This is a genomic window from Microcoleus sp. A003_D6 (genome assembly GCF_036702825.1).
Classification (GTDB): domain Bacteria; phylum Cyanobacteriota; class Cyanobacteriia; order Cyanobacteriales; family Microcoleaceae; genus Microcoleus.
In genome coordinates this window covers 1-12,366 of the sequence record NZ_JAUBWA010000028.1, presented here as the reverse complement: position 1 = coordinate 12,366, position 12,366 = coordinate 1, and the positions used below count along the sequence as shown (strand labels likewise).

General features: G+C 44.2%; 13 protein-coding genes and 1 pseudogene. 5 read left to right on the top strand and 9 right to left on the bottom strand.

Annotated features, from left to right (window positions below):
- Positions 1-714, top strand: a 714-nt coding sequence (locus QUB70_RS10390) for a GIY-YIG nuclease family protein (RefSeq protein WP_332980110.1), incomplete at its 5' end; no start/stop codon positions are given.
- 202 nt (positions 715-916) lie between these two features.
- On the opposite strand, the gene QUB70_RS10385 is transcribed toward QUB70_RS10390, so the two are convergent.
- Positions 917-1,765, bottom strand: coding sequence for a DUF3598 family protein (locus tag QUB70_RS10385; protein ID WP_332980109.1), 849 nt, complete (start codon positions 1,763-1,765; stop codon positions 917-919).
- Positions 1,766-1,783: 18 nt separating this feature from the next.
- Here QUB70_RS10385 and QUB70_RS10380 point away from each other — a divergent pair, with 18 nt between their 5' ends.
- Positions 1,784-2,614, top strand: coding sequence for an SAM hydrolase/SAM-dependent halogenase family protein (locus QUB70_RS10380; protein WP_332980108.1), 831 nt, complete (start codon positions 1,784-1,786; stop codon positions 2,612-2,614).
- 53 nt (positions 2,615-2,667) lie between these two features.
- Here the strand turns inward: QUB70_RS10380 and QUB70_RS10375 are convergent, their stop codons facing one another.
- From QUB70_RS10375 to QUB70_RS10360, 4 genes are all read right to left on the bottom strand, one after another.
- Positions 2,668-3,582, bottom strand: a complete 915-nt coding sequence (locus tag QUB70_RS10375; RefSeq protein WP_332980106.1) for an alpha/beta hydrolase — start codon at positions 3,580-3,582, stop codon at positions 2,668-2,670.
- A 71-nt stretch (positions 3,583-3,653) separates the two neighbouring features.
- Entirely contained in the window at positions 3,654-6,212 is a 2,559-nt protein-coding gene (gene leuS / locus QUB70_RS10370) for a leucine--tRNA ligase (protein ID WP_332980105.1), read from the bottom strand.
- 365 nt (positions 6,213-6,577) lie between these two features.
- Positions 6,578-7,363 (bottom strand): Uma2 family endonuclease, encoded by a 786-nt coding sequence (locus QUB70_RS10365; protein ID WP_332980104.1) that lies wholly within the window; start codon positions 7,361-7,363, stop codon positions 6,578-6,580.
- A gap of 90 nt (positions 7,364-7,453) precedes the next feature.
- A complete protein-coding gene (locus QUB70_RS10360; RefSeq protein WP_332980103.1) occupies positions 7,454-7,603 on the bottom strand; it encodes a hypothetical protein in 150 nt (49 codons plus the stop codon).
- 171 nt (positions 7,604-7,774) lie between these two features.
- On the opposite strand from QUB70_RS10360, the pseudogene QUB70_RS10355 reads away from it, so the two are divergent.
- Positions 7,775-8,137: pseudogene (locus QUB70_RS10355) on the top strand (papain fold toxin domain-containing protein).
- Positions 8,138-8,169: 32 nt separating this feature from the next.
- A complete protein-coding gene (locus tag QUB70_RS10350; protein ID WP_332980101.1) occupies positions 8,170-8,541 on the top strand; it encodes a hypothetical protein in 372 nt (123 codons plus the stop codon).
- A 13-nt stretch (positions 8,542-8,554) separates the two neighbouring features.
- Here QUB70_RS10350 and QUB70_RS10345 read toward each other — a convergent pair whose 3' ends face one another.
- A complete protein-coding gene (locus QUB70_RS10345; RefSeq protein ID WP_332980100.1) occupies positions 8,555-9,607 on the bottom strand; it encodes a HEAT repeat domain-containing protein in 1,053 nt (350 codons plus the stop codon).
- Between the two features lie 69 nt (positions 9,608-9,676).
- The gene (gene aat / locus QUB70_RS10340; RefSeq protein WP_442927761.1) at positions 9,677-10,273 is read right to left on the bottom strand and encodes a leucyl/phenylalanyl-tRNA--protein transferase; all 597 of its coding nucleotides are present in this window, start codon (positions 10,271-10,273) and stop codon (positions 9,677-9,679) included.
- 46 nt (positions 10,274-10,319) lie between these two features.
- Between aat and QUB70_RS10335 the strand changes: the two genes are divergently transcribed.
- Positions 10,320-10,649: a hypothetical protein gene (locus QUB70_RS10335; protein ID WP_332980099.1), complete on the top strand. Its 330-nt coding sequence runs from the start codon at positions 10,320-10,322 to the stop codon at positions 10,647-10,649.
- 250 nt (positions 10,650-10,899) lie between these two features.
- On the opposite strand, the gene rpsN is transcribed toward QUB70_RS10335, so the two are convergent.
- On the bottom strand, positions 10,900-11,202 hold the full coding sequence (gene rpsN / locus QUB70_RS10330; protein ID WP_332980097.1) for a 30S ribosomal protein S14: 303 nt from the start codon (positions 11,200-11,202) through the stop codon (positions 10,900-10,902).
- A 450-nt stretch (positions 11,203-11,652) separates the two neighbouring features.
- Positions 11,653-12,297, bottom strand: a complete 645-nt coding sequence (nth, locus tag QUB70_RS10325) for an endonuclease III (protein WP_332980096.1) — start codon at positions 12,295-12,297, stop codon at positions 11,653-11,655.
- Between the last annotated feature and the right edge of the window lie 69 nt (positions 12,298-12,366).

Below are 12,366 nucleotides of genomic sequence, written 5' to 3'. Positions count from 1 at the left end.
CCCCTAAAAACGACATCTTTTGAGGAATTGAATTTAATGGAAGCTAATCAAGTGAATGCCGATAGAGACGTAGCAATTGAACATCAAAACGTACCGGTGGCCCATGAAGGACTGCACAATTTTTTATACAGTTCCGACTCAGAACACAGCGCAGCAGCCGCTATTTCTGCATTAGAAAATGACGGCACGCAAGTAATGTCGATCGATACGTGGCGCGATTTGGCAACTAATGCGAAAGTCGCCGGTGTTTATGCTGTAATGGACACTTCCGGTAACACTCAGTTTATCGGTTATTCGCGAAATATTCTGCTTTCAATCAACGGTCACATCGCCCAAAACGGCGCAGAAAATTGTGCTTTCCTGCGCGTGCAAACTTTCAAATTCCCGAAGCGGGAAGAAATGGAAAGTTTGCGGGATGCTTGGATAGCCGAACTCGGTAGCATTCCGCCTGGAAACGGTGCTGATAGCGAAATGTGGGCGGCTACCGTAGGTCAAGCAGCCCGCGCTGCTATGTCTGCTGAGGAACAAAAAGCTTATGAAGAAAAGAAGCTGAAATTACGCAAAGCAATGGCAGATTCTACTCTTACCAAAGAGCTAGAAACTGCCGCCAAAATTGACGGCGAACGCGCTAATGATTTGGAAGCTGCTGTTAACAATGATGACTGGAGTGCGGTGATTCACTCGCAAACTCAGGAAACAAAGTCCGGCGAATAAAAATTGCGAAAACACGCAGATTGGTAGGGGCGGGTTCTCCGAAATTTATCTCATCAAATCGCAGAATTTAAAAACCCGCCCCCACCCATCCCAGATACCTACAAACCTTTTATGTAATCAGAATTTGTTGGTAGAGTGGGGGCGGGTTTATCAATATTTAGAATGGGAATTAAAGATTGTTGGTGAACCCGCCCCTACGGGATTAATGACTAATTTTTCGTTCTTTAACTAAAGTCAAACTTACCCATTCACCCCGATCGTTGTAACTGCGAATCATCCGAAACCGCAAGTCAGGTTCTACCAACCAACCGGCCTCGAAAAATATAGATTTTCTGGATTCAATCTTGACAGGTAAAGTGCAAGAACCGCCGTCAGGTAGCAGCAAAACTTGCACGGGCGAAGCACTTTCGTTAAAATTTAATACAGAACCGTCAATGCTGGCGCTAGAACTGATAACAGTAGCATTACTGCCAAAAGTAATTTTTTGAATTAGGCGATCGCCACTTTCCAAATGCAATTGCAGTTTAGTAGAATAAAAGTCAGGAGAACGCGAATCTGGATACATTGTCACAGCCTCGCCCTGCCATTCTCCCAGCAAATCGTCAACAGTTAAAGGCGGACGTTCGGGGACATTTTTATCAAGCTGTTTTTCCCGAATTAAGGTAAGGTTTGATAAATTGCCGTCGGTATTGTAGAGCTGAACGAAGCGCAATCGGCGATAATTGTAGATAAAACCAAACTCGGCACCAGACTCCGAATAAGGCGCTAGTTGAATACTTCCCTGACAAAAAGCTCCATTGTCAAAAAATAGGATATCTCGTCCCAAACCCTGATATTCCCGAACAAGTTCGCTCACTTCCGGTTCGCCGACACCGCTAGGATTTGGGTAAAACCGACGGAGTTTCAATCGCACAGTTTTGTTGTCATTTAGACCTTCAAGAGAAATAATGCTAGGAGTATCTTGAAGTACCTCTCCTCGCGGCGATAGCTGAGTGAAGGAACCGTGCCATTCTCCCAAGTTTTGCAGAAAGTTTTCCCACTGTGATACCATATTTTTAGCTGTGGATATATGTCTAAAAATAGAATTATAACTCTGCTTACGGATTTTGGATTAAGCGATGTTTATGTGGGAGTGATGAAAGGTGCGATCGCCCAAATTAACCCGCAGTTAAAAGTCATTGACATTACCCACCAAATACCCTCTCAAAATATTGCGGCCGCGAGGTTTTGTTTGATGACTGCTTTTGCTTATTTTCCGCCGGAAACCGTACATATTGCCGTCGTCGATCCGGGTGTGGGAAGCAAGAGACGCGGGGTTGCGATTCAATGTGCTAATGGCTTCCTTGTCGGGCCGGATAACGGGTTGTTTAGCGGGGTGTTGAGTCGGGAAAGTGCGTTAGCGAAGCCCTCGAAGAGGATCGCATCTGTCGAACTCACCAACCCCAAATACTGGCGCACACCTCAACCCAGCAGCACTTTCCACGGTCGCGATATTTTTGCAGCAGCGGGCGCTCACTTGGCCAACGGGGTGGCTTTGGAAGAGTTGGGGGAGTGCATCGATCCCGCAAGTTTAGTGCAGTTGCAGATACCAAATTGTGCCGTTACAGCCACAGGTGTAGAAGGCTGTGTTCAATATGTCGATCGCTTCGGCAATCTAATTACTAATATCCCCAATAATTGCATTATAGGTAACAATTGGTCAGTAACAATTAGCAATAGTTATGATACAATTCGCATCCCCAGGGGTAAAACCTACAGCGACAGCGAACCGGGCGATTTAATTGCCATAACTGGTTCTGACGGTTGGCTAGAAATTGCCGTTAACGGCGGCAGCGCTCAATCAGTATTAAAATTGGAATGCGGAGCGATCGTGCAATTGCTTTTTGAAACTAACAATTAAAATCATCTCTTTCAGTCCCTCTCTGCTGGGAATTTGTTCCTGTAGAAGCGATTTCAATCGCCGTTTGATATTATTTCCTGTTTCCTGGGAATTACTTTCTCTGCAAAATCAACAATAGTTTGGCGGTATTCGCTACTGTTAAAAAAAGCATCTCCATTATTGTGTTTAGCATTAGCAACAAGTAAAATTTTCTTAGGTTCACCAGAAGCAGCATACAACTGTTTACTCATCGCAGCGGGAATCAAAGAGTCAGCAGTCCCGTGGGCGAACAAAACCGGAATTCGCAGCAATTTAACCTTAGCCAAAGAATCAAACTTTTGCGTCAGCAGCAGCCGCAGCGGAAACAGGCGCATCATACTGTAGCGTTCTACCATATCCAGCATTGAAGTGAACGAACTTTGAACAATTAATCCCGCAGCTTCTGGATGTGCGATCGCTAATTCCACAGCAACAGCACCTCCAATTGAATGACCGTACAAAAAGATTTCGCTGGGCGACAATTGCCGCTGTTTCACTAAATAATTATAAGCTGTTTCCGCATCTTCATATACCCGAGCTTCGCTGGGAAAACTGCCTTGACTGCGGCCGTAACCCCGGTAATCAATCAGCAAAACCGAAAAACCCAATTGCTGAAAGCGGTAAGATTGATTGATATTCGCACCGATGTTAAAACCCCTGCCGTGCAGGTACAATAAAGTTCCTAGTGATTGTCGATTTGCGGCGGGCAGCCACCAACCGTGAATTTTTTCTATTTTGGGCGATCGACCCTTAACTGGCAACCAAACTTCTTGGTAAGGGATATTGAAAGCATCGGGTGTTTTGGCGATTGTTGATGTTGGCTGAAAGATCAAACGAGTTTGCAGAATAAACAAGAGTATACAGGAAGCAATGTAGGCGATCGCCCAAAGTTTGCCTAAACACAATAGCCCTCTCAAAAAACTTTTTTTTGTCTTGTTTAGCTTGCTCATTTTTGGCATGGCTAATTCTTAACTGCAAGTATTAAAAACCCGGTTTATCCAAAAAACCGGGTTTCTCATCTTTATCCCGCTACCACGAAATTAACCAACTTTCCAGGCACCACAATTACCTTTTTAATCTCCTTACCTTCCAGGTGACGCTTGGCTAATTCCGACTCGCGAGCAAACTTCTCCAAAGCAGCTTTATCAGCACCAGAAGGCACTTGAATAGTGCCGCGAGTTTTGCCCATAACTTGAATTACCAGGGTAATTTCATCGGTAACTAATGCAGATGGATCGACAGTAGGCCAAGTTTGCGTATGCACCGATTCACTGTTACCAGTATTGTGCCACAACTCATCAGCAATATGCGGCGCAAAAGGCGCTAACAAGCGAATCAAAGTGTTGATTCCTTCTGCATAAATTGGCGAATTTTTACACTTAGCATCATTCAAAGCATTGCTGAGTTTCATCATTTCAGAAACAGCAGTATTGAACTGATAATCACCCTCCAAATCTTCGCTAACTTCCTTAATTGCAGTGTGAATTGCCCGCCGCAAATCCTTCTCAGCTTTACTTAACACCTCTTTCTCCCCCCCTTGGCAAGGGGGGGCTGGGGGGGGTGAAGCAAACTCTGTCACCAGACGCCAAACGCGATTTAAAAAGCGAAATTGCCCTTCTACATCAGCGTCGTCCCACTCCAAATCTTTCTCTGGCGGCGCTTTGAATAAAATAAACATCCGCGCCGTATCTACCCCATATTTTCCCATAACTTCCAAGGGGTCAACGCCATTGTATTTTGATTTGGACATCTTTTCGTAGAAGACTTCTAAAGCTGCGCCAGTTTGAGGATCTTTGGGATTTTCGGGGTCTATATCTGCTGGGGGAAAGTATTTGCGAGTAACAGGATTTTTGTAGGCCATTGCTTGCACCATGCCTTGAGTTAACAGGCGTTTAAATGGTTCGTCACAATCGATCAAACCCCGATCGCGCAAAACCTTCGTAAAGAACCGCGAATACAACAAATGCAGGATTGCGTGCTCTATCCCGCCGACATATTGGTCAACAGGCATCCAATCATTTGTCTTGGCCGTATCGAAGACTTGCTCTTGATTTTGAGCATCGGGATAGCGCAAGAAATACCACGAAGAATCGATAAAAGTATCCATCGTATCTGTTTCCCGCTTCGCCGGAGTGCCGCAACTCGGACAAGGAACGTTTACCCATTCTGCCATCTTTGCCAACGGCGAACCTTTGCCCGTAAATTCCACATTTTCCGGCAACAATACGGGTAAATCCGATTGGGGTACGGGGACTGTTCCGCAGGTAGGGCAGTGGATTACGGGAATCGGAGCGCCCCAATAACGCTGTCTAGAAATCAACCAATCTCTCAAGCGGTATTGGACTCTAGCTTTGCCATAACCTGCATTTTCGGCATGGTGAATAATCGCTGCTTTGCCTTTAATTGAATCCATGCCGTTGAAGCTTTCGGAATTAATCATAATTCCGGGTTCGGTGTAAGCTTCGGTCAGCGGAACTTCATCATCATCCACAATTACTACTTTAATTGGCAGTTGATATTGATTGGCAAATTTGAAATCTCGCGTGTCGTGGGCTGGTACTCCCATGACTGCGCCGGTGCCGTATTCGTACAGCACATAATCGGCAATCCAAATGGGGATTTCTTCGCCGTTGAAAGGATTGATTGCTTTGCCGCCTGTGGGGATGCCGCGCTTTGGTTTGTCTTCGGCTGTGCGATCGATCTCGCTTTGGGCAGAGACTTCTTTAACAAAGGTTTCGACGGCTGCTTTTCTGTCTGGTGTAGTAACGCGATTAGTTAATGGATGTTCCGGCGCTAAAACAAGGTAACTGACGCCGTAAATTGTATCGGGGCGTGTGGTGAAAACGGCGATTTTTTCATCCATCTCGACAATGGGAAATTCCAAGTAAGCACCGACTGATTTGCCGATCCAGTTGGCTTGCATTAATTTGACTCTTTCGGGCCAATCTGGTAATTTGTCTAAGTCGTTTAATAACTGTTCGGCGTAATCGGTAATTTTGAGGAACCACTGCCGCAATAATTTGCGCTCGACTTTGGCACCGGAACGCCAGGAACGACCTTCGTTATCGACTTGTTCGTTTGCTAAGACTGTTTGGTCGATGGGGTCCCAATTAACTGCCGCTTCTTTTTGATATGCTAATCCTGCTTCTAAAAATTGCAAGAAAATCCATTGAGTCCACCGATAATAATCGGGAGAACAAGTTGTAACTTCTTTTGTCCAGTCGAAAGAAATACCCAGGCGGCGAAATAAGCCTTTCATTTGGGCAATGTTTTGATAAGTCCATTGTGCAGGGGGAATTCCTCGCTCGATGGCGGCATTTTCTGCGGGCAAACCAAAAGCGTCCCATCCCATCGGATTGAGTACGCGATAGCCTTGCATCCGCTTGAGTCTGGCAATTACATCGATGATTGTGTAGTTGCGGACGTGTCCCATGTGCAGGTTTCCCGATGGGTAGGGGAACATGGATAAGGCATAAAATTTAGGCTTTTGGGTATCTTCTGGCATCTGGTCTAAGTTTTGCTCAGCCCATGTCTGCTGCCATTTTTCTTCTATGGATTGGGGGTTATATCTGGAATCCACAACAATTTCTCCTTGTATAATTTACTAATGTTTGCTTGAATATTTTTGCACATTCAAGGGGCCTCGATTCGGATTTTTCTGAGCTCCAAGGATTTTGGCTCCAATATCTGTATTATATATTGTAGTATATGTAATTTTAGTTGGGGGGCGATCGGCAAAACCTCCCATTCGCCCTGAAAAGAATAAGACTTACGCACGGGTGGTCAGAAAGCGGGTTTTTACGAGAATATTTCGTTACAGTCGGCAAAACCGTAAAAAACCCGGTTTCTTTGGTCTTAATGCGTAAATCCTCAAAGAATAAATAACCGCAATTCCCAGAAACCCGATTTATAAAATAAATCGGGTTTTTTAGCATTTATTCGGGATTAAATGCTATCAGGATCGATGTTCAATTCCCGCAGTTTGGCAGCTAAAAGTTGAGACCTTTGAGCTGCTTGTTGAGCCTTGAGAGCTTCTTGTTCGGCGCGGTGCGAGGCTTCTTCGGCGCGGTGCGAGGCTTCTTCAGCGCGGTGCGAGGCTTCTTCGGCACGCTGAAATTCTTGTTCGGCACGCTGAAATTCTTGTTCGGCGCGCCGTCGCTCTAATAGCCGCTCTGCATTTATTTCGGAATAGGAAAGAAACTTTTCTCCATCAGGGCGATAGATTTCTAACCCTTCTTCTGGCAACTCAAACCGCACTCCCAGTCTGGGACTTATCCATCCCTCCATCGGTTCAATGGGTTCTAAGATTCCTTCAATTCTTTGCCAACCTTCTAACTGATTTATTTCAGGATCGTAAACGTAATACTCCTCGACTCCATAACGATAGTAAAATGAAAGTTTCTTGTTCATTTTTGTGTTACTATCGTTGTGGGAGCGAATTTCAAAGACGACTTGCGGAGGAATATTTTCTTCGCGAGATTGTATGTAGGATGGTCGATCGCCTTTTGGCCTGCCAAATATCACCATCGTATCCGGTGCTTGAGAAATATCTGGTCTACCTTCAACCGGATACCAAAGTAAATCGGCTGCTACAAACACGTTGGGGTCATTTTCAAACAGCAATTCGCAACCTTCTTTGATTGTGACAATTAATTTGTATTGAATTGTACTTTCTGCCATTGGTTGACCGTCGCTGGATGGATAAATAATTTCTTCGGTTGTGACTTGCATTGTGGTTGTCTCCGAGAAGTATCTCAGCTTAATTATACTATTTATGATAGCGATTTTATTTTTTTTCAAAAGTTAACATATATCACTCAATCAATTGTTATGTTGATAAATTAGGTCAGCGATATGTTCTTTGGCTTCTTCAGATAGTTGAAAGTTGATAATGCTTTCGGGAGTTGTGCCGATGGCCAAGAACTCAACTATTTCGGCGTAGGCTTGGGGTATTTTAGTGGCTACAGTCATAATTTTGTTTTTCCTTTTTTTATTTATATCACATCAAGAGCGATCGATCGCTATTTATGCTAGAGTATTATATTATTAGACATCTAGTGAACAGCCAGTCAAGGGCAGACAAGATGGCTACCCCGCGGGAATTGTTGGAGATGTCTATTTGTCTAAGCTCTTGGTAAGGAGATGAGCTATTTGTCAAGTTTAGAGATTTATCGAGAACTTGGAAATATAGTCAGTCAATTTAAAATTCTTGAATGCGATCGCTGTGCTGCTGCTGTTATGGAATGGCTAGAACAACAAGGGATTCAGGGAAAGATTCTGAGACTGAGAACAAAGTATCAGGATGAGGATTATATCATCAGCGAACGTCTATAAAGTCAGGGAGTTACAGAATCGATTACAGTTAACGGCAAACATTACGGGGTTGAAGTTCGAGGTCTAGTGTTTGACAATCTCTCAACAGATGGAATGTTAAAAGAAGAGTGGGTTAAGGATTTTCACTCTCCGAGCGACCAATTTGTTGTAGAAGAAATAGAAAATTTGTAAAATAGAACTGTTGGTTAAAATCAGAGGTTAAAATGAGTGGATTATTTGATATTCTAGAAAAGATCAAAGCTAGACCGGGGATGTACATTGGGAAATGTTCAGTTAGCGATTTGTTTGTATTTTTGGCTGGCTATAAAACAGCTAGGCGAGAATTTGGGATTGAGCCAAGTGAACAGGAAAATGAGTTTTATGGGGAGTTTCAGCCTTGGTTGCAGAAACGCTTTAATGTACAGTCGGTGAATTCTTGGGCGAAAATTATCATGCTTTATTCAGTAGACGAAAGGGAGGGATTTGAGTATTTTTTTCAGTTGCTGGATGAGTTTTGGCGGCGGAATGAAAGTTTACAGGTTGATGAGGTTGATATTAATGCAGAAAAGGCGATCGCTAATAAAGGCGATCGCTAATAAAGGCGATCGCTCATTGGCGCTCTAATTCTGCCAATTTTTGCTGGGCAAATTCGCGGAGTTTTTGGTCGCGATCGTTCTGAGCGCGATCGCGCACAATTTCTAAAGTTTGAGGGCGATCGGGATATAGCTCAATAATATATGCAAGAGCTGTTTGCCGGGGGCTAATTTGCCAATCATAGTCGTGATAAGCGGGGTCATTAATAGCAATATCGCACAATAATTCAAATATTTCGGAGTCCTCTTTACACCAGCGAACTAATTCTTGAACTGCTGCAACTCGCACATACTTGTCATCGTCAAATAGAGCGCGTTGTTTGAGGATAGGTAAGGTTTTTGGGTCATCTTTCCAGCCGCCTGCTAATTCTTGAACTGCTGTACATCGCACATCGCTCTTATTGTCATATTGAGCGAGTTGTTTGAGCAAAGATGAGGTTTCGGGGTCATTTTTCCAGCCGCGCGCTAATTCTTGAACTGCTGCTCGTCGCACAGCCCAATTATTGTCCAATTGAGCGATTTGTTTGAGCCAAAGTGAGGTTTCGGGGTCATCTTTCCAGCCGCGCACTAATTCTTGAATTGCTGCTTGTCGCACAGCCCAATTATTGTCAAATTGAACGAGTTGTTTGAGCCAAGGTGAGGTTTCGCGGTCATCCTTCCAAGTTGCTGCAACTGCTGCTACTGCTTGTATGCGAATTTCATAAACTGGGTTGTCATATTCTTGAGGTGTAGAAGCACTGCTATTTTCGTATTTAGTTAATTCTTTGACTAGATCGCGCAACTTACTAGCAATAGCAGCGATATCATTTCTATTCTTGACTTCTGAAACACACTGCGCTGCCAAAAACAGATTGCTAAACTTTTCGGCTTCTCCATTTTCACCAATCAAGTATTCCAGGATGTTACCTGTAAATTTAGCATCCAGCCTTCCCGCCATTAAACGCAACACTTCATGCCAAGACTCATCTCGCCAGTGTTCCCGAAAAATTTGAATCAAACTATCTAATTCAATCGTTTTTTCTTTCTCAAATTTCCGCAAAAACTCCCAAGGACAAAGAGATAATATCATGTCAGGTTAATTATCCATAATAAAAGTCGTTTGCAGTCGCGTAATTGAGTCCTGATTAGCTCAAAGCTGTCAAAATAGCGTGCAGCGGCGCTTCAAAGCTGCTTGCAAAAGAGTGTTATACAGTTTTTCCTTAACAGTATAAGCGCCGAATCTTTCCAAGTGCGGATTGTTCATTTGAGCGTCGAAAAGCAGGTAAGATCGATCGCGCAATCTCTCCACCAACTTCACCATCGCCACCTTAGAACCCTCGGGAATTCGGTAAAACATCGACTCCCCAATAAACGCACCGCCGATCGACAATCCGAGAATACCGCCCGCCAATTCGTCCCCGCACCAAGTCTCGAAGCTGTAAGCCCAACCGGCCTCATACAAACCCCAGTAAATCTGCTTGAGCTCCTTAGAAATCCAAGTCGTTTCGCGATCGGCACAACCCTCAACCACCGCCCCAAAATCGCGGTTCACAGCCACCGAAAATCGATTTTGATTGATTTGGCGGCGCAGGGATTTCGGATAGGTAAATCTTTCATCCAGGGGAATTAGCGCCCGCTGACGGCTCGAATACCACCCCAAACTTTCCTCGCCGTCATTGGCCATCAAGAAATAGCCTTGTGCATATCCTTGTATAATTGTCGGTATATCATATTGCATATATTTATCAGTTGTCATTTCTCAGTTAACTTTTCAAAGTCAACATTAGCAATTAGGAATAATCATGTCTGAAATCATCGAACCTATTACCTTACCGCCCGCCAAAAACCCCGAACAAGAAGGCCAATGGCTCCAACAAACGCTGCTGGCATGGCTAGACTCCGAGTTTATCCCAGAAGCAGCCAACCAGCAAATAGCTAAAAGAGCTGCCCAAATCTATGTCCGCCAGCGCATGGAAGGGGAAAATGACGTGGGCAGCCTCGTAATTGCGATCGTCACCGAAATGCAGGCTTATGATTTTTCTAAAAGCTTCTACGGCGAATTTGCGATCGCCAACGCCGTCAGCGACTTGTTACTCGAAAGTCTCGGCATCGATAAATGCTGCGGCCAGTGAAGCAAGAAGGTTCGGCAACGGATTTTGTAGCGGATGTAACGGATGTCAGGAAGTAGGAAAAAGAAAGTTTGATATGAAGTCTGAAACAAAAATTAACCCCAAATATCATCTTACCGATAATTCATAAGTTTGTTCTTCATTCCTTCTTTCTTTCTTCTTCCTTCTTCCCTCTCTCTTAGATAACTAAAAGCTTCTTTTTTCTATCCGTTAAATCCGTTACAAAATCCGTTGCCGAACTTCTTTCTTTCTACTACCAGCTAGACTTCACAACACCAGGCAAAAGACCTTCGTGAGCCATTTCTCGCATCACGTTGCGAGACAGTCCGAAGTCGCGATAGTAACCTCTGGGCCGTCCAGTTGCCCAGCAGCGGTTACGCAAGCGAGTCCGCGAACTGCTGCGGGGTAGCTGTTGCAGTTGGCGGTGAATCGCCATTTTGTCCATCTGATTCGCAGCTTGGTCGAACTGGTCTTTCAGGTCGGCGCGCTTGTCAGCGTACTTGTCTACGAGTGCTTGGCGCTTTCTTTCGCGCTCGATCATGCTCTTTTTTGCCATAATCTGTTGATATCCTTAGATAAATCACAATCTGCTATTTTACCATATTTTTGTCATTTTGGATCGCTTTTATTTGAATTACTTTTTTTGTTAACAACATTTTTAGCAACAGGCAAGATGCCTGTTCCACAATAACTCAACATTTTTAGCAGCAGGCAAGATGCCTGTTCCACAATCACTCAACATTTTTAGCAGCAGGCAAGATGCCTGTTCCACAATCACTCTACATTTTTAGCAACAGGCAAGATGCCTGTTCCACAATAACTCTACATTTTTAGCAACAGGCAAGATGCCTGTTCCACAATAACTCAGCATTTTTGTGGTACAGGCATCTTGCCTGTACTTAAAATTGGTGCAACACATAACTATTAGCAGAAGAGCACAAATCTGCAATAACTCTACATTTTTGTGGTACAGGCATCTTGCCTGTACTTAAAATTGGTGCAAAACCTAACTATTAGCAGAAGGACACAAATCGGCAAGTTCGCAAATATTGCAAGCCGGATTTCTCGCATTACAAACTGCCCTGCCGTGATAAACCAACCGAATCGACCAATTTTCCCAATCCGGCTGCGGTAACAATATCATCAAATCCCGCTCGATCCGAATTGGATCGGTATGTTCGGTCAATCCCAACCGCTGAGTCAAACGTTTGACGTGAGTGTCTACGGTCACGCCCATATTAATACCAAAAGCGTGGGCGAGAACGACATTAGCTGTTTTGCGGGCAACTCCGGGCAATTCTAGCAGCAGTTCCATTCGCTGCGGCACTTGATTGTTAAATTTATTGACGATCGCCTGACAAGCACCTTTAATATTTTTAGACTTATTGCGGTAGAAACCAGTCGATCGCACCAGACGTTCCAATTCTTCTAAATCAGCATTTCCCAAAGCCACCGCATCGGGAAAACGCTCAAACAAAGCCGGCGTTACCAGATTTACTCGATCGTCCGTACACTGAGCCGAGAGAATCGTCGCCACCAGCAACTGCACGGGAGTTTCGTAGTTGAGAGTACAAGGAGCTTCTGGATAGAGGCGTTTGAGGCGAATCAGAATTTCGAGCGATCGTTGTTTTAAACTTAACTTTTTAGTCATTAGTCATTAGTCATTAGTCATTAGTCATTAGTCATTAGTCATTAGTCATTAGTCATTAGTCATTAGTCA

Bases quoted from the DNA above. Each gene is read 5' to 3' on its own strand.
- QUB70_RS10385 (WP_332980109.1), bottom strand. From the start codon at position 1,765: ATGGTATCACAGTGGGAAAACTTTCTGCAAAACTTGGGAGAATGGCAC.
- QUB70_RS10380 (WP_332980108.1), top strand. From the start codon at position 1,784: ATGTCTAAAAATAGAATTATAACTCTGCTTACGGATTTTGGATTAAGC.
- QUB70_RS10375 (WP_332980106.1), bottom strand. From the start codon at position 3,582: ATGAGCAAGCTAAACAAGACAAAAAAAAGTTTTTTGAGAGGGCTATTG.
- QUB70_RS10365 (WP_332980104.1), bottom strand. From the start codon at position 7,363: ATGCAAGTCACAACCGAAGAAATTATTTATCCATCCAGCGACGGTCAA.
- QUB70_RS10360 (WP_332980103.1), bottom strand. From the start codon at position 7,603: ATGACTGTAGCCACTAAAATACCCCAAGCCTACGCCGAAATAGTTGAG.
- QUB70_RS10350 (WP_332980101.1), top strand. From the start codon at position 8,170: ATGAGTGGATTATTTGATATTCTAGAAAAGATCAAAGCTAGACCGGGG.
- QUB70_RS10345 (WP_332980100.1), bottom strand. From the start codon at position 9,607: ATGATATTATCTCTTTGTCCTTGGGAGTTTTTGCGGAAATTTGAGAAA.
- aat (WP_442927761.1), bottom strand. From the start codon at position 10,273: ATGACAACTGATAAATATATGCAATATGATATACCGACAATTATACAA.
- QUB70_RS10335 (WP_332980099.1), top strand. From the start codon at position 10,320: ATGTCTGAAATCATCGAACCTATTACCTTACCGCCCGCCAAAAACCCC.
- rpsN (WP_332980097.1), bottom strand. From the start codon at position 11,202: ATGGCAAAAAAGAGCATGATCGAGCGCGAAAGAAAGCGCCAAGCACTC.
- nth (WP_332980096.1), bottom strand. From the start codon at position 12,297: ATGACTAAAAAGTTAAGTTTAAAACAACGATCGCTCGAAATTCTGATT.